Raw genomic sequence first — 14996 nt, forward strand, 5'->3', positions numbered from 1 at the left:
CTGTTACTGAACAGGGGCTGTCTGAGCTGGCGGGGTTGCGGGTGCCGGCGTCATCGTGTCGGCTGGAGGCGGCGGCAATTGGCCAGCGGTTGTCGCCTGCGTTCCTCCCGATTGAGTTTGGTCACACGCCGCCAGGGCAGCAAGCGCCAGGCCGAACGCGGCGAATAAGGGTAGTTTGCGGGTCATATACAGTCCCTTCCATGGACGCCACCCGCAGGCCTGATCATCAGGACCGCTGCCTCCAGGTCAACCGTCGCTTCGTCGTCGACGCTTCAAACATTCTTACGTCCCGTAAAAGGCGGCGGGCCTTCGGGCTCGGTTTAGATCGGCCTGGGCAAGCAAAACCGTGAGAGTGAAAGCCTCACGCCGCGGCCTGCGACTTCACATGGGCGATATAGCCGCGCACGTCGGCCGCCGGCTCGGCATAGGCCTTGCCGAGCTTCTTTTCGATCGCCGTCATGTACTCCTTCGCCCATTGGGGCAGCGCGTAGTCGATGGCGGCCAGGAATTCGAGCGTCGCCGCCAGGCGGATGTCGGCGATCGACGGGTTCTTGCCGCCGATGAACGGCTTGCCGTTCCTGAAGAAGCTGTGAAAGACCTCCAGCGGCTCGGCTATCGCTGCTATAGCGGCCTTCTGGGCTTCCGCCTTCTTGTCGGGATGAGCGTCGCTGTGGCCGACCTCGCCGGCATATTGCGGGAAATTCAGCGCAGGATAGGTGGCGCGCGCCACATAGGGGTAGAGCGTGCCGATCAGATAGAACATGGCGCTGTCGATCATCGCCCGCTTGGCCGGCGCCTTGGGATATAATGTCTCCAGCCCGTGCTTGTTGGCGAGATACTGCATGATGGCGCAGCTTTCCCACAACACGCCCCTGGGCAGGCCCTTGTCCTCGATCATCGGCGTCAGATGGGCCGGGTTTCGCGCCATATACTCGGGCGAGCGCGTGTGGCCCCATACGTCGGTCTCGGAATGGTCGAGCCCGGCCGCGCGCGCAAACACCCGTACGCTCATATTGTTGACGCTCGGCTTCAGCATGCTGAGCATCAGTGCAGACTTCTTTCCTGATTTCGCCTTGGTCTTCCGCGCCGATCCCGCGGACGCCTTGTCTGCAGCTTTTGCGGCGGCTTTCGCTGCCGGCTCGGCGGAAGCTTTCGATGCCTTGGCTGCAGGCTTTGTCGCGGCCTTGGCAGCTGGTTTCGTAGCGGCCTTGGCGGCCGGCTTCTTTGCACTCTTCGTTGTCATCTTTGCCATTGTGTCCTCCCTTTGCTTGGCCTGTTGTCAGAATGGATTTTTCGGCGCGCGGTCTTCTGACAAGGTCGCACGGGAGCGCTCGACCAGCGCCTGAATCGCGTCGGCGAGATGCACTTCGGCGATTGCGTAGTCGCCGCGCGCGACGCGAAGCTTGTGCGCCTGCATCAGCACGTCGGCATGGGTAAATCCCGCCGGCGGCTCGAAACGGTAGGAAGCGAGCTCGATCAGCAGGCCGAGCGGATCCTCGAAGTAGATCGAATCCATAAAACCGCGATCCTTGACGCCGCTGTGCTTGATGGCGCGCTCGTCGAGCCGGGCGACCGCCTGCAGGAAGGTGACCCGCGACACCGCAAACGCGATGTGATGGACGCAGCCCGTATCGGTCGGCGTGCGCCGTTTCTCCGGCGTGCGGCTCTCGTCGGTGAAGATGGTGATCAGCCGGCCGTCACCCGGATCGAAATAAAGGTGGCTTTCGCTGGCCTTGTCGAGATTGGGCTGCTCGAAGATGAAAGGCATGCCAAGCACGCCCTCCCAGAAATCGATCGAAGTCTGGCGCCCGGCGCCGACCAGCGTGATGTGATGGACGCCCTGCGATTGCAGTTTCTGCATTGGCCTTCCTCCCTGGCAGCCGGACGCCGTCGTGTTCTCTTCGCCCCGGTGCCGCTCGCGGTTGTGCTGCCTTGTGCCTGGCACGAGGAGTATCAGGAGATGCTAAATCAACCGGCGACGATACGCCAGAAGCCAGGCCATAGGGACACTTGCATTGGAAGGCCTCGGTAGCGCAAACGGAAGCTAAGCGCTGCGAGCCTTTCGGCCGCCCTCAAGCTCGATGATTCTTTGAGCCGCCTTCGCGATAAAGCCGGACCGGGTATAACCGTGCGCCTCAGCAAAGGCGTCAATTTGGCTTAGAACATCTTCAGCGAGCGTGATGTTCACGCGGACAGCTTTCTTGGCCTCGGTCTTCACCGCAACCAGGATCGCGACGCCGTCTCGATTATCGGCGTCGGCCATGACGCCTTCCAAGCTGGAGGGTTCTGGAATGGCTTCGCCATCTTCGACAAGCCCTTCGATGTGAAAGGCAAGGGCCTGCTCAGCCATGGCACGAGCGTCGTCCAGATCGGTGCCGGCGGTGACAACGCCGGGAAAATCGGGAAAGGACACACCGAAGTCGCTGTCGGTATCCTTACGGATCAATCCGATATACTGCTTCATTGTATCTACCTCAGCTTTAGACCGGATTGACGTTCAATGCTCCGCAGGGTCCCCAAAGGAATATCCCTTTTGGGAACCGTGACGCTACCGGCTTTCTTCTTGTGTTTGAATTGTGCATGGCTGGCGTCCAGCGCCTCCAGACCCTCAGGTCCGCCAACATTCGCGGCCGTACAGGGTCGTTATCGACTAATATTCGATGCAAGAGACCGCAAGAGCGCTATGTCGATGAAATCCTTGGTACGCCCAAGGGGAATCGAACCCCTGTTCCCGCCGTGAGAGGGCGGTGTCCTGACCGCTAGACGATGGGCGCGTTCAAGAACCGGCGATATAGGCTGACGGCCGGGAAAAAGCAACTGGGCTTCTGGCAGTCAATGTTGCCGGGAAAATATCCGTTGCAGGCTATCGTTTTGGCTCGATCAGGTCCCAGAGATTTCCATGGAGATCGGCGAAAACCGCTACCGTGCCATAGGGCTCAAAGCGAGGCGCCTGACGGAATTCGACGCCCTTTTCGAGCATTGCCGCGTGGTCGCGGACAAAATCGTCGGTCTCGAGGAACAGAAAGACGCGGCCGCCGGTCTGGTTGCCGATCCGGCTTGCTTGCATATCATCCGACGCTTCGGCCAGCAGCAGCTGCGCGCCTTGTCCGTTCGCCGGCGCCACCGTGACCCAGCGCTTGCCGTCGCCGAGATCGACGTCCTCTGTGAGCAAAAAGCCCAGCTTGTCGACATACCAGGCGATCGCCTCGTCGTAATTGGCGACGACAAGCGCAACGCTGGCGACGCGGCGATTTTCAGCGAAACCAGTCATTTATTGCGGATCGAAAAGCGGCCGATGATGCGGCGCTCAGTGATGTCGAAGACAAAAATGGCGCGGCTGCCGTCGGCAAGCTCCGCATCGATGGAGACGCGGTTGCCGGAAAGCGACTGGCTGATGACCCTGGCGCCGACCGGCATCACGATGTCGCCGGTCAACGGCTCGCCTGATGGCACCTGGATGTCGCCGGCAAGGGATGGGGCTGCCGGTGGCGCGGTGCGCGTTTTGTAGACAAGGGCTGCAATCACCACCATAAGGGCGAGGAACAGCAGGCCGAGATTGATGCCGACGAAGCGGACGAGCTTCTTGCGCACCTTTTCGACTTCGGGGTCGAGCGGCTTTTCCTCGTCTTCATCGGCAGCAGCCATGGCAAACATTCCGGAACGATTTTCGATGAGCGCTCATAACGAAGAGACCCCGATATTGATAGAGGATGGATTAATGGAGGGCGGATCGCCAGACGGGGGATCAGTCGTACTGGAAGCAGGCTCCGATGCGGCCGGCCAGCGGCTCGACCAATGGCTGGCGGGCAAGCTCGGCCCGGACATGTCGCGCAGCCGGGTGCAGATGCTGATCCGGCAGGGCGCCGTCAAGGTCGGCGGCCAGCCGGTCATCGAGACCAAACGCAAGATGGCGGCCGGTGACCGCGTATCGGTCGACATGCCGGAGCCGGAGCCGGCGGAGCCGCAAGGCGAGAACATCCCGCTCGACGTCCTCTATGAAGACAATGAATTGATCGTCATCGACAAGCCGCCGGGGCTGGTCGTCCATCCCGGCGCCGGCAACTGGACCGGCACGCTGGTCAACGCGCTGATCCACCATTGCGGCGACAGTCTTTCCGGCATCGGCGGGGTGCGGCGGCCGGGCATCGTCCACCGCCTGGACAAGGAGACCAGCGGCGTCATGGTCGTGGCAAAAACCGACCGCGCCCACAAATCATTGTCGGAGGCCTTTGCCGACCATGGCCTGACCGGCGATCTCAAACGCGCCTATCTGGCGCTGGTCTGGGGCATTCCGATGAGACCGACAGGCACGGTCGACGAGCCGCTCGGTCGCGCCGCCGACCGCGTGCGCCGTGCCGTGGTGCCAGAGGGCCGCGACGATGCCCGCCACGCCGTCACCCATTTCACGGTGGTCGAGCGCTTTGGCGAGCAGCAAAAGGAGTTTGCCACGGCGAGTCTGGTCGAATGCCGGCTCGAGACCGGCCGCACCCATCAGATCCGCGTCCACATGGCTCATATCGGCCATCCGGTCGTCGGCGATCCCGATTACGGCCAGGCCTTTCGCACCAAGGCGAACCGGCTGCCCGAGCCGCTGAAAGGCCGGGTAAAGGCCTTTCCGCGACAGGCATTACATGCCCGCCTGCTTGAATTTCGGCATCCGACTACCCATTTACCGATGAGGTTCGAGGCGCCGCTACCGAGCGATATGGAGGAACTCGTGGACCGCTTCCGCAGACTCTGAACCGGCTTCATCCATTCAAAACCAGATCGGCAAAAACCTGACCCGCGTTGTTCACTTTGGCGTGACACACTGTTTCGTGTTGAACCAAATGCTGTCCTTTCTGGTTTTGTTCCTGTATACATCCGCTGTCGCGAACGAGCCTTTTGGCGTTCGTGATTTATGCCCGCCGCGTTAGGGGGCACCACTCCAAGAGAGAGGGGCGCTATCATGGCCCAGTCACTACCCAGTATCGTTTCCGGCGAAGGCGGCCTCAGCCGCTACCTGGAAGAAATCCGTCGCTTTCCGATGCTTCAGCCGCAGGAAGAGTACATGCTCGCCAAGCGTTACGCTGAGCACGAGGACACAACGGCTGCGCACAAGCTCGTCACCAGCCACCTTCGGCTCGTCGCCAAGATCGCCATGGGCTATCGCGGCTACGGCCTGCCGATCGGCGAGGTGATCTCGGAAGGCAATGTCGGCCTGATGCAGGCCGTCAAGAAATTCGAACCGGAGCGCGGCTTCCGGCTCGCCACCTACGCAATGTGGTGGATCAAGGCGTCGATCCAGGAATACATCCTGCGCTCGTGGAGCCTGGTCAAAATGGGCACCACCGCCAACCAGAAACGCCTGTTTTTCAACCTGCGCAAGGTGAAGGGCAAGATCCAGGCGCTCGACGATGGCGACTTGAAGCCCGAGCAGATCGCCGAGATCGCCACCCGCCTCAACGTGTCGGAAGCGGAAGTGGTGTCGATGAACCGCCGCCTGTCGGGCGACGCTTCGCTCAATGCGCCGATCCGGGCGAGCGAAGGTGAATCAGGTGAATGGCAGGACTGGCTGGTCGACGACCACGAAAGCCAGGAAGAGGCGCTGATCGAGCAGGACGAACTGGAAAACCGGCGCGGCATGCTGTCCGGCGCTCTTGCCGTGCTCAACGAGCGCGAGCGGCGTATCTTCGAGGCGCGCCGCCTGGCCGAGGAGCCGCTGACGCTGGAAGAGCTGTCGGCCGAGTTCGACATCAGCCGCGAGCGCGTGCGCCAGATCGAGGTGCGCGCCTTCGAGAAGGTGCAGGACGCGGTCAAGGCCGCAGCCAAGCGCCAGATGCAGGCGCTGCGCACCATCGAGGCGCAGCCGGCGGCGTAAAATCTCCGGCGGAAAAACAATAGCGGCGGCGTCAGGTAACCTGGCGCCGCCTTTTTTGTGGGTCCTCCGACTGCGGGGAACTGTCCCTTGGTGTCATATTCCAGCTAGGGTTGCCGGTTCCGCGGCCTTCGCGAACGCCCGATCCGTCGCCATAAACCGTTCACTCATCGGTGTGATCAGCCTGGTCGGCTCACAGCGGCATTATAGCAATTTTCTCCAAGCCCTGGAAACCGCAACGCTGCAAATTGTGGCGGCAATGTTTCCGGCGCCGACACGGGCTTCCGTCGCGAAATTTCACGAGGCGGCGCTTGCGGCAAGCGGGCGACAACGGACCGTCGGGGCTGCGCTGGGCAGTTGAGCTCGCCTGTTTGGAAACCAAAGGCAGTATGACGATGAGGATTTCTCCGTTTCTCACCGCTCTCGGATCCGACGGTCCCCCAGCCGACCGAGCGAAAGACATGGACCTGTATGGATGGCTAATTGGAAGCTGGAAAATGGACACGGTCCACTACCGCGACGACGGCACAATCCAGAAGTGGAACGGAGAATGCCATTTTGGCTGGGTGCTCGAAGGCCGCGCGATTCAGGACGTCTGGATTAGGCCCAAGCGCCCTGCGCCGTCCACGATGTATGGCACGACTTTGCGCATCTTCGATCCTGGGATCGATGGCTGGCACATCATATGGAACGACCCGCTCAACCGAGATTATTCGCGCCAGATCGGGCGGGCCGAGGGTAAGGACATTGTCCAACTCGGCACTAATTCGCGCGGTCTGAAAACTCGATGGCGTTTCACCGAGATCACTGCCGACAGCTTCCATTGGACCGGCGAGGAAAGATCTTCCGAGAGCAACCCTTGGCAAATCACGTATGAACATTTAGTCCGCCGAACAAAACCCTGAAGCTAGACTGGCTGGCCTCTGCGCTGCCCCTCATCCGGCAGGGCGATGAGGGGCGGCGGCGAGATTGCAAAAGTTGGACCCGCGCCCCTCAAAGGCAATCCAACGGAAATTTCAAATAGCGGCGGCCGTTGGATTCCGGTTCCGGCAGGCGCCCGCCATTCATGTTGACCTGCAGCGCGTGCAGGATCAGCCTCGGCATCGGCAGCGTCCTGTCGCGCGCCTCGCGCAACGCTACGAAATCGGCCTCCGTCCTGCAGGCGGCAACATGGGTGTTCTTGGATTTTTGTTCCGCGACCGTGCTCTCCCACAAGGGCTCGCGCCCCTCCGCCTGGTAGTCATGACCGACGAACAGACGTGTCTCGTCCGGCAGCGCGAGGATATTTTGGATCGAGCGCCAGAGTTGCGCGGCACTGCCGCCGGGAAAGTCCGCTCTCGCCGTGCCGCTGTCCGGCATGAACAGCGTATCGTGGATGAAAGCGGCGTCGCCGATCACATAGGTGATCGAGGCCAGCGTGTGGCCCGGCGAAAAAAGCACCTTTGCCGGAACGCCGCCGACCGAAAAGGTCTCGCCGTCGGCAAACAGCCTGTTCCACTGGGATCCGTCGGCAGGAAACCCCGGCCAGTTGTAGATTGCCTTCCACAGTTTCTGGACGTCGACGACCTTCTCGCCGATCGCCGTCGGCGCTCCTGTCTTCGTGCTGAGATAGTGTGCCGCCGAGAAATGGTCGGCATGCGGGTGGGTGTCGAGGATCCATTCGACAACCAGCCGTTGATCTCTAATGAAGTCGAGCAGGGCGTCGGCATTTTTCGTGGCAGTGGCGCCGGACTTCTCATCGAAATCCAAGACCGGATCAATGATTGCGCATCGTCGCGTCTGCGGGTCGGCAACGACATACTGGATGGACCCGCTCGGCTTGTCGTAAAAGCCTGCCACCTGCAGCCTGGCCGATGTCGCGTCCAATCCCGGCTCCCTCAATTCCCACCCGGCAGGAATGGTTTTCCCTGCCGGGGTAAAAGAAGAGCATGGTCATGCGCCAGCGCCATGCCGTCAAGCACCGCATGCTTCGCCGAGGCAAAAAAGCCGAAAATCCTTCCGTGCCGCCTTCTCAGGCGGAGGGCTGCTTGGTCTTCCGGAGATACGGCAGGATCGTCTCGAAGGCGCCGAAACGCTTGACCGCATCCTCGTTGGAAACAGCGGCGGTGATGATGACGTCCTCGCCCTGCTTCCAGTTCGCCGGCGTCGCCACCTGGTGCTTGGCGGTCAACTGTATGGAATCGATCGCACGCAAGATCTCATCGAAGTTACGGCCGGTCGTCATCGGATAGGTGAGAACCAGCTTGATCTTCTTGTCGGGGCCGATGACATAAACTGAACGCACCGTAGCGTTGTCGGCGGGCGTGCGGCCTTCCGAGGTTTCGCCGGCGCCCGCCGGCAGCATCTCGTAAAGCTTGGCGACCTTGAGGTCCTTGTCGCCGATCAACGGGTAGTTCACCGATTGGCCGGTCGCCTTCTTGATGTCGTCCTGCCATTTGCCATGGCTTTCGACCGGATCGACGGAAATGCCGATGATCTTGACGTTGCGCTTCTTGAACTCGCCTTCCAGCCCGGCCATCGTGCCGAGCTCGGTCGTGCAGACCGGCGTGAAATTCTTCGGATGGCTGAAAAGCACTGCCCAGCCATCACCGATCCATTCGTGGAAGTTGATCGTCCCTTGCGTGGTTTCGGCCGTGAAATCCGGCGCGGTGTCATTGATACGAAGGCTCATGATGCGTCCCTACCCTGTGATTGCAGCCGGCATGGACCACCCACCGGCCCTGCTTCCGCCTTTTTACCACTGCGGCGTCATCCTTCATACGCCTGTTGCACCGGTACCGGGGCCGGCGACGAAAACTTTTTCGCCGTTTGTCGTAAACAGCAGCATTTCGCGCCCATTGATGCCGGCGCAATAGGGCGTTGGGCGCGACAGCAGTGGAAATCTAGGCCTTGTTCACCGCCAGCGTCGTCGCCAGATCTTCCATGCGCTGGGCGAGCGCGCCAAGCGCCTGGGTCAGTACGGAATCGTTCTTGTCGGCCTTGGTCAGCGCGTCGTCACGCGTCTTGCGCAGCGTCAGCACTTCGCTTTCCATGCCCTTGACGCGTTTTTGCAGTTCCGAAAGCTCGTCCATGACCATGATGCCGGCCATCACCGTCAGCCGCTGGTCGCCGATTTCGCCGAATGAGTCTTTCAGATGCGAGACATAGCGGTCGAAGCGCTCGGCAAGGTCGATCAGATGCTCTTCCTGGCCTTCGTCGCAAGCCATGCGATACTGCTTGCCATCGATGGAAACCGTGACTTGTGCCATTGGGCCAGCCCCTATCTATCCAACACGGCGCGGATGGTTTCCATGGCGGTCACCAGCCGACGCGACACTTCCTTGTTGGCGTCTTCCAGCCGTTCGGCGCGCGCTTCGGAATTGTCGAGTTCCTGCGCCAGCCGCGAGCGGTCGGCGTTCATGCGCTGCACCTCCGCCTCGGCTTCCGTATAGTCGCGCTCGTGCTCGAGCTTGGCCGCGACGGCGTTTTCCAGCCCCTCGATGGCCTTACCCAGCCTGGCGATGACTTCCTTGAGTGTCGTTTCCCCGGTCATGGCTTTCGTCCTGCGCCCTGCCCATCACCGAATCATCCACGTTCAGAACGCGTTATGTCTGAAACATTACGCGCCGTGTGAAGCCAACGTCAATAAAGCTCTCGCGACTGTCCCCTGCTAACGCTAATTTAGGCCACCAAAACCCTTCTGGCGCCATCGCAAGTCCGGCAAAAGCGCCGGTTTACTGACCAACAAGATCGGCAAAAACGCGCCGGTTTGTTGACTAAAAAGCCGCGCCTGCTATGTGTCGCGCACCCCTTTCCAGGGCTCTCCCAAGGCCCCGAACCCCGACACTGGAGGAAGCATGACCTCGCGTGAACAACATGACCGGATGGCCAATGCGATCCGTTTTCTTTCCATGGACGCCGTCGAGAAGGCCCAGTCAGGCCACCCCGGCCTGCCGATGGGCTGCGCCGACATCGCCACCGTGCTGTTCACGCGTTTCCTGAAATACGATGCGAAGAACCCGCATTGGCCCGATCGCGACCGCTTCATCCTGTCGGCCGGCCACGGTTCGATGCTGCTTTATTCGCTGCTTTATCTGACCGGCTACGAGGACATCACCCTCGACCAGATCAAGCATTTCCGCCAGGTGGGATCGAGGACGGCGGGCCATCCCGAATATGGCCATGCCGCCGGCATCGAGACGACGACCGGCCCGCTCGGCCAGGGACTTGCCAATTCGGTCGGTTTCGCGCTCGGCGAGCGCATCATGAATGCCGCCTTCGGCAACGACCTCGTCGACCACTACACCTATGTGCTGGCCGGTGACGGCTGCCTGATGGAGGGCGTTTCCCAGGAAGCCATCGCGCTTGCCGGACATCTCAAGCTGAACAAGCTGATCGTCTTTTGGGACAACAACAACATCTCGATCGACGGCCCGGTTTCGCTGGCCGACAACACCGATCAGGTCGCCCGCTTCCAGGCGTCCGGCTGGAATGCCAGCCACATCGACGGCCAGGATCCGGAAGCGATTGCCTATGCCATCGAGGCGGCGCGCCATTCCGACAAACCGACGATGATCGCCTGCAAGACGACGATCGGCTTCGGCGCGCCGACCAAGGCTGGCACCAACAAGGCACACGGTTCGCCGCTCGGCGCCGAGGAAATCGCCGGTGCGAGAAAATTCTTCGGTTGGGATTATCCGCCTTTCGAGCTTCCTGCCGATATCCTCGATGCCTGGCGCGACGCCGGCAAGACCGGCATCAAGGCACGCGCCGACTGGGAAGGCCGCCTTGCCAAGGCCGACGCCCAGTTGCGCAGCGAATTCGAGCGCCGCATCAGTGGCACGCTGCCGGCGAATTTCGACGCCGTCATCACCGACTACAAGAAGAAGCTCGCCGCAGACAAACCGAAGGTCGCCACCCGAAAATCGTCGGAAATGGCGCTCGAAGTCATCAACGGCGCCGTGCCGGAAACCATCGGCGGCTCGGCCGACCTGACCGGCTCCAACAACACCAAGACCAGCCAGACCAAGAACATCACCTCGGACGATTACGGCCAGCGCTACGTTCACTACGGCATCCGCGAGCACGGCATGGCCGCCGCGCTCAACGGACTGACGCTGCATGGCGGCCTCATCGCCTATGGCGGCACGTTCATGTGCTTTTCCGACTATGCCCGTCCATCGATGCGGCTCGCCTCGCTGATGGGCATCCGCTCGATCTTCGTCATGACCCACGATTCCATCGGTCTCGGCGAAGACGGCCCGACCCATCAGCCGGTCGAGCATCTGGCCGCACTTCGCGCCATTCCGAACCACAATGTCTTCCGCCCGGCCGACGCGGTCGAGACCGCCGAATGCTGGCAGTTGGCGATCGAACAGGAAAAGACGCCTTCGACGCTGGCGCTGACCCGGCAGAATTTGGCGGCGGTGCGCAACGACTTCGTTGCGGAAAACCTTTGTCGCCAGGGCGCCTATGAGCTGGCCGCTGCCAGTGGCGATGCGGCGGTGACGATCTTCGCTTCGGGCTCCGAGGTCGAGATTGCGCTGGCGGCGCGCGAGGCATTGGAGAAGCACGGCCATCCGACCCGCGTCGTCTCTGTGCCCTGCTTCGAATTGTTCGACAAGCAAAGTGCCGATTACCGCAACAAGACGATCGGCAACGCGCCGATCAAGATCGCCATCGAAGCCGGCATCCGCCAGGGCTGGGATCATTTCATCGGCACCGACGGCATCTTCATCGGCATGACCGGCTTCGGCGCCTCTGGCACGATTGAACAGCTCTATCCGCATTTCGGCATCACCGCCGAAGCGACAGTGAAGGCGGCGGAAGCCCGCCTGCACGGCGAGTAAATGTGCTGGTCTCCGGCGAAGCCGCACATGGCGGTTTCGCCGGCAGCCGCGACCTAATGGACTTAAATCCAACCCATCGACGGCTGGATTCTTTGCCAGCCCGCCGTTATGAAGCTGCGGACTTGATCTTCGGCCTCCAACTCCCAGGGAGAGAAAAATGACCGTCAGAGTTGCCATCAACGGATTCGGCCGCATCGGCCGCAACATCCTGCGCGCCATCCACGAATCCGGCCGCAAGGACATCGATGTCGTCGCCGTCAACGACCTCGGCCCGGTCGAGACCAATGCGCATCTGCTGCGATACGACAGTGTGCATGGCCGCTTCCCGCATGAAGTGACGGTCGACGGTGACCAGATCACCGTCGGCAACGAAAAATTCAAGGTCACCGCGATCAAGGACCCGACGCAGCTGCCATGGAAGGAACTCGGCATCGACATCGCGCTCGAATGCACCGGCATCTTCACCGCACGCGACAAGGCCGCTGCGCATCTGACCGCTGGCGCCAAGCGCGTCCTCGTCTCGGCGCCTGCCGAGGGCGCCGACCTCACCGTCGTCTATGGCATCAACCACGACAAGCTGACCAAGGACCACATCGTCATCTCGAACGCCTCCTGCACCACCAACTGCCTGGCGCCGCTGGCAGCCGTGCTGCATGAGGCCGTCGGCATCGAGAAGGGCATGATGACGACGATCCACTCCTACACCGGCGACCAGCCGACATTGGACACCATGCACAAGGATCTCTACCGCGCCCGCGCCGCAGCGCTGTCGCAGATCCCGACCTCGACCGGCGCGGCCAAGGCGATCGGCCTGGTGCTGCCCGATCTGAAGGGCAAGCTCGACGGCATCTCCATCCGCGTGCCGACCCCGAACGTCTCGGTCGTCGATTTCAAGTTCATCGCCAAGCGTTCGACCACGGTGCAGGAAATCAACGAGGCGGTGATCGCCGCCTCCAACGGCAAGCTGAAGGGCGTTCTCGCCGTCACCCGTCATCCGAACGTGTCGATCGACTTCAACCACGACCCGCATTCCTCGATCATGGCGCTCGACCAGACCAAGGTCATGGACGGCAACTTCGTTTCGGTGCTGTCCTGGTACGACAATGAATGGGGTTTTTCCAACCGCATGGCCGACACATCAGTCGCCTTCGGCAAGACCATTGCCTGACCGCAGAACCATCTTCTTGCGACTTGAAACGCCCGGCCTGTCCGGGCGTTTTCATGAGAGCGCGCAGCGCCCTTTTGAATGCGCAACGACGCTCTAAGGGTTTGTTTGGCAAGACCCGCGCCTTGAGCGCCAAAACACTCGAAAATCAGCGGCATAGCGCAAAAAACCACCCTCACGCCTTGCACCGGTCATGTCTTCGCCTCACTCTCCCGTAAAGCGAGAGGGACACGAATTCGAGGGGCAATTGGCGGATGGAGCATGCGATCTATCTCGTGACGTTGGTCGGCGCCGCTCTCGTCGTTGCCGCCGCGTTTTCGAGCCTGATCGCCTTCCGCTTCGGCGCCCCTCTCTTGCTGCTGTTTCTCTGCATTGGCCTGGCCACTGGAACCGACGGCCTCGGCATCCAGTTCGACAATGCGCGGCTGGCTTATTTTGCCGGCTCACTGGCGCTGGCGGTGATCCTGTTCGATTCCGGTTTCGGCACACCGCTCAACGCGTTGCGCCAGGCGGCCGGACCGGCGCTGTCGCTGGCGACCATCGGCGTCCTTTTGACCACTGGCCTGTTCGGCGCGGTCGCCCATTATCTGCTCGATCTCAGCTGGCTGGAATCCTTCCTGCTCGGGGCCGCTGTCGCCTCGACCGACGCGGCGGCGGTGTTCTTCCTGTTGCGCGCCGGCGAGATCAATTTGCGCGAACGCGTACGCTCGACGCTCGAGGTGGAGTCCGGCACCAATGACCCGATCGCCATCTTCCTGACCATAAGCCTGGTCGAGATCATCGCCGCCAACGCCAGCCCCGAGGCCAGGGTCCTGGTTACCGACCTTGTCCTCGGCTTCCTTCTCAACATGGGGCTTGGCGCCGTCGTCGGCATTTTCGGCGGCCTCGCCATCGTTCGCCTCGTCGACCGGCTCAATCTCGACCACGGGCTGCTGCCGATCTTCGTGCTGACGCTGTCGCTGATGGTATTCGCCGCCGCCGGCGCCATTGGCGGCTCCGGCTTTCTGGCGGTCTATCTCGCCGGCCTCATTGCCGGCAATTCCGACATCCGCGCCGTCACCATCCTCAAGCGCTTCCAGGACGGCATGTCGTGGCTGGCGCAGATCATCATGTTCCTGATCCTCGGCCTGTTCGCGACGCCCTCGCAATTTCCGGCGATCCTGCTGCCGGCGGTGCTGCTGGGCCTGTTCCTGATATTCGTGGCGCGGCCGATCGCCGTCTGGCTTTGCCTGATGCCGTTTCGTCTGCCGCGCCCGGAAGTCGCCTTCGTCTCATGGGTGGGTCTGCGTGGCGCCGTGTCGATCCTGCTCGCCATCACGCCACTGCTTGGCGGTCTTGAGAATGGCCGCCTCATCTTCAACACCGCCTTCATCGTGGTGTTGGTATCGCTGGTCATCCAGGGATGGACCGTCGGACCGCTGGCGCGCCGGCTCGGTCTGATCGTGCCCGCCCGGCTGGGGCCGTTGGACAAGGTCGAGCTCGAACTGCCTGGCTCCGCCCATCACGAGCTACTCGCCTACCGCGTGGCACCAGGCAGCCCGGTGGCGCGCGGCGAGCGCATTCCGCGCTGGGCGCGGCCGTCGCTCGTGCTGCGCGACGGGCGCTCGATGCGCTTCCAGGACATGGGCAGGCTCGCCGCCGGCGACCATGTCTACATCTTCGTGCCGGATCGCTATCCGGCCCTGCTCGACAAGCTGTTCGCCAGCCGCGCCGTGGTCGATCCCGAGGATGCCGACTTCTTCGGCGCCTTCGCCGTCGATCCGGCACGCTCCGCCGCAGAACTGGAAGCCGCTTACGCGCCGGGCCTGACCGAGGAGGAGCGCAAGCTGACCGTCGGCGACCTGGTGACGGCGCGGCTCGGCGGCCATGCCGAATATGCCGACCGCGTGCTGATTGGTCCGATCGAGCTGATCGTCCGCGACGTCGACGACAAGGGCAGGATCACCGGTCTCGGTCTTTCCCTGGAGCCGACCGCGCCGGTGGCGCGGGTGCCGGTGTTCCTGAGTGCCGGCGAAATCGCCGACCGCATCGTTGGCTTTGTGCGCAATTGGCGCAAGCGGACCAAAAAGCCAGGTGCCGAAGCGCCGGACGACGCGGAACCGGCTCCACAGCCAGTGGTGGAAAAAACAACCGGCGAGGGCTGACT

General features: G+C 62.0%; 17 protein-coding genes and 1 tRNA gene. 6 read left to right on the forward strand and 12 right to left on the reverse strand.

Annotated features, from left to right (window positions below; translation table 11 throughout):
* Positions 1 to 361: 361 nt before the first annotated feature.
* From AC0L2R_RS25305 to AC0L2R_RS25335, 7 genes are all read right to left on the reverse strand, one after another.
* Positions 362 to 1252, reverse strand: a complete 891-nt coding sequence (locus AC0L2R_RS25305) for a glutathione S-transferase family protein (RefSeq protein ID WP_473512193.1) — start codon at positions 1250 to 1252, stop codon at positions 362 to 364.
* A gap of 27 nt (positions 1253 to 1279) precedes the next feature.
* Positions 1280 to 1861, reverse strand: a complete 582-nt coding sequence (locus AC0L2R_RS25310) for a VOC family protein (protein ID WP_473512194.1) — start codon at positions 1859 to 1861, stop codon at positions 1280 to 1282.
* Between the two features lie 183 nt (positions 1862 to 2044).
* Positions 2045 to 2464 carry a type II toxin-antitoxin system HicB family antitoxin gene (locus AC0L2R_RS25315; protein WP_473512196.1) on the reverse strand — a complete coding sequence of 140 codons (420 nt, stop codon included), beginning with the start codon at positions 2462 to 2464 and terminating at the stop codon, positions 2045 to 2047.
* Positions 2465 to 2469: 5 nt separating this feature from the next.
* On the reverse strand, positions 2470 to 2604 hold the full coding sequence (locus tag AC0L2R_RS25320) for a type II toxin-antitoxin system HicA family toxin (protein ID WP_473512281.1): 135 nt from the start codon (positions 2602 to 2604) through the stop codon (positions 2470 to 2472).
* 95 nt (positions 2605 to 2699) lie between these two features.
* A tRNA-Glu gene (locus AC0L2R_RS25325) sits at positions 2700 to 2774 on the reverse strand.
* Between the two features lie 89 nt (positions 2775 to 2863).
* The gene (locus AC0L2R_RS25330; RefSeq protein ID WP_473512197.1) at positions 2864 to 3271 is read right to left on the reverse strand and encodes a VOC family protein; all 408 of its coding nucleotides are present in this window, start codon (positions 3269 to 3271) and stop codon (positions 2864 to 2866) included.
* Positions 3268 to 3645, reverse strand: coding sequence for a fimbrial protein (locus AC0L2R_RS25335; RefSeq protein ID WP_473512198.1), 378 nt, complete (start codon positions 3643 to 3645; stop codon positions 3268 to 3270). The genes AC0L2R_RS25330 and AC0L2R_RS25335 overlap by 4 nt, the downstream gene beginning before the upstream one ends.
* Before the next feature lie 73 nt (positions 3646 to 3718).
* On the opposite strand from AC0L2R_RS25335, the gene AC0L2R_RS25340 reads away from it, so the two are divergent.
* Together AC0L2R_RS25340 and rpoH are read left to right on the forward strand one after the other, a co-directional pair.
* Positions 3719 to 4741: an RluA family pseudouridine synthase gene (locus AC0L2R_RS25340; protein ID WP_473512200.1), complete on the forward strand. Its 1023-nt coding sequence runs from the start codon at positions 3719 to 3721 to the stop codon at positions 4739 to 4741.
* A 207-nt stretch (positions 4742 to 4948) separates the two neighbouring features.
* A complete protein-coding gene (gene rpoH / locus AC0L2R_RS25345; protein WP_023797074.1) occupies positions 4949 to 5860 on the forward strand; it encodes an RNA polymerase sigma factor RpoH in 912 nt (303 codons plus the stop codon).
* Positions 5861 to 5953: 93 nt separating this feature from the next.
* Here rpoH and AC0L2R_RS25350 read toward each other — a convergent pair whose 3' ends face one another.
* Positions 5954 to 6028, reverse strand: coding sequence for a hypothetical protein (locus tag AC0L2R_RS25350; RefSeq protein WP_473512282.1), 75 nt, complete (start codon positions 6026 to 6028; stop codon positions 5954 to 5956).
* 326 nt (positions 6029 to 6354) lie between these two features.
* On the opposite strand from AC0L2R_RS25350, the gene AC0L2R_RS25355 reads away from it, so the two are divergent.
* A complete protein-coding gene (locus tag AC0L2R_RS25355) occupies positions 6355 to 6762 on the forward strand; it encodes a hypothetical protein (RefSeq protein WP_473512201.1) in 408 nt (135 codons plus the stop codon).
* A gap of 88 nt (positions 6763 to 6850) precedes the next feature.
* Here the strand turns inward: AC0L2R_RS25355 and AC0L2R_RS25360 are convergent, their stop codons facing one another.
* The 4 genes from AC0L2R_RS25360 to AC0L2R_RS25375 all read right to left on the reverse strand — a co-directional run bounded on the left by AC0L2R_RS25360 (position 6851) and on the right by AC0L2R_RS25375 (position 9389).
* Complete coding sequence (locus AC0L2R_RS25360) at positions 6851 to 7723, reverse strand: MBL fold metallo-hydrolase (RefSeq protein WP_473512202.1); 873 nt, start codon at positions 7721 to 7723, stop codon at positions 6851 to 6853.
* 145 nt (positions 7724 to 7868) lie between these two features.
* The gene (locus tag AC0L2R_RS25365; RefSeq protein ID WP_077380501.1) at positions 7869 to 8528 is read right to left on the reverse strand and encodes a peroxiredoxin; all 660 of its coding nucleotides are present in this window, start codon (positions 8526 to 8528) and stop codon (positions 7869 to 7871) included.
* Positions 8529 to 8739: 211 nt separating this feature from the next.
* Positions 8740 to 9105 carry a cell division protein ZapA gene (locus AC0L2R_RS25370; RefSeq protein WP_023797070.1) on the reverse strand — a complete coding sequence of 122 codons (366 nt, stop codon included), beginning with the start codon at positions 9103 to 9105 and terminating at the stop codon, positions 8740 to 8742.
* An 11-nt stretch (positions 9106 to 9116) separates the two neighbouring features.
* Entirely contained in the window at positions 9117 to 9389 is a 273-nt protein-coding gene (locus AC0L2R_RS25375) for a DUF4164 domain-containing protein (protein WP_023797069.1), read from the reverse strand.
* 304 nt (positions 9390 to 9693) lie between these two features.
* On the opposite strand from AC0L2R_RS25375, the gene tkt reads away from it, so the two are divergent.
* The 3 genes from tkt to AC0L2R_RS25390 all read left to right on the forward strand — a co-directional run bounded on the left by tkt (position 9694) and on the right by AC0L2R_RS25390 (position 14994).
* Positions 9694 to 11685: a transketolase gene (gene tkt, locus AC0L2R_RS25380; RefSeq protein WP_473512203.1), complete on the forward strand. Its 1992-nt coding sequence runs from the start codon at positions 9694 to 9696 to the stop codon at positions 11683 to 11685.
* A 157-nt stretch (positions 11686 to 11842) separates the two neighbouring features.
* The gene (gene gap / locus AC0L2R_RS25385) at positions 11843 to 12853 is read left to right on the forward strand and encodes a type I glyceraldehyde-3-phosphate dehydrogenase (RefSeq protein WP_473512204.1); all 1011 of its coding nucleotides are present in this window, start codon (positions 11843 to 11845) and stop codon (positions 12851 to 12853) included.
* Positions 12854 to 13104: 251 nt separating this feature from the next.
* The gene (locus tag AC0L2R_RS25390) at positions 13105 to 14994 is read left to right on the forward strand and encodes a potassium/proton antiporter (protein WP_473512205.1); all 1890 of its coding nucleotides are present in this window, start codon (positions 13105 to 13107) and stop codon (positions 14992 to 14994) included.
* Positions 14995 to 14996 lie beyond the last annotated feature (2 nt).

The organism is Mesorhizobium sp. WSM4820 (assembly GCF_055811075.1).

Coding starts and splice junctions, on each gene's coding strand:
- AC0L2R_RS25330 (WP_473512197.1), bottom strand. CDS start 3,271: ATGACTGGTTTCGCTGAAAATCGCCGCGTCGCCAGCGTTGCGCTTGTC.
- rpoH (WP_023797074.1), top strand. CDS start 4,949: ATGGCCCAGTCACTACCCAGTATCGTTTCCGGCGAAGGCGGCCTCAGC.
- AC0L2R_RS25305 (WP_473512193.1), bottom strand. CDS start 1,252: ATGGCAAAGATGACAACGAAGAGTGCAAAGAAGCCGGCCGCCAAGGCC.
- AC0L2R_RS25340 (WP_473512200.1), top strand. CDS start 3,719: ATGGAGGGCGGATCGCCAGACGGGGGATCAGTCGTACTGGAAGCAGGC.
- AC0L2R_RS25355 (WP_473512201.1), top strand. CDS start 6,355: ATGGACACGGTCCACTACCGCGACGACGGCACAATCCAGAAGTGGAAC.
- AC0L2R_RS25390 (WP_473512205.1), top strand. CDS start 13,105: ATGGAGCATGCGATCTATCTCGTGACGTTGGTCGGCGCCGCTCTCGTC.
- gap (WP_473512204.1), top strand. CDS start 11,843: ATGACCGTCAGAGTTGCCATCAACGGATTCGGCCGCATCGGCCGCAAC.
- AC0L2R_RS25375 (WP_023797069.1), bottom strand. CDS start 9,389: ATGACCGGGGAAACGACACTCAAGGAAGTCATCGCCAGGCTGGGTAAG.
- AC0L2R_RS25365 (WP_077380501.1), bottom strand. CDS start 8,528: ATGAGCCTTCGTATCAATGACACCGCGCCGGATTTCACGGCCGAAACC.
- AC0L2R_RS25335 (WP_473512198.1), bottom strand. CDS start 3,645: ATGGCTGCTGCCGATGAAGACGAGGAAAAGCCGCTCGACCCCGAAGTC.
- AC0L2R_RS25370 (WP_023797070.1), bottom strand. CDS start 9,105: ATGGCACAAGTCACGGTTTCCATCGATGGCAAGCAGTATCGCATGGCT.
- AC0L2R_RS25315 (WP_473512196.1), bottom strand. CDS start 2,464: ATGAAGCAGTATATCGGATTGATCCGTAAGGATACCGACAGCGACTTC.
- AC0L2R_RS25310 (WP_473512194.1), bottom strand. CDS start 1,861: ATGCAGAAACTGCAATCGCAGGGCGTCCATCACATCACGCTGGTCGGC.
- tkt (WP_473512203.1), top strand. CDS start 9,694: ATGACCTCGCGTGAACAACATGACCGGATGGCCAATGCGATCCGTTTT.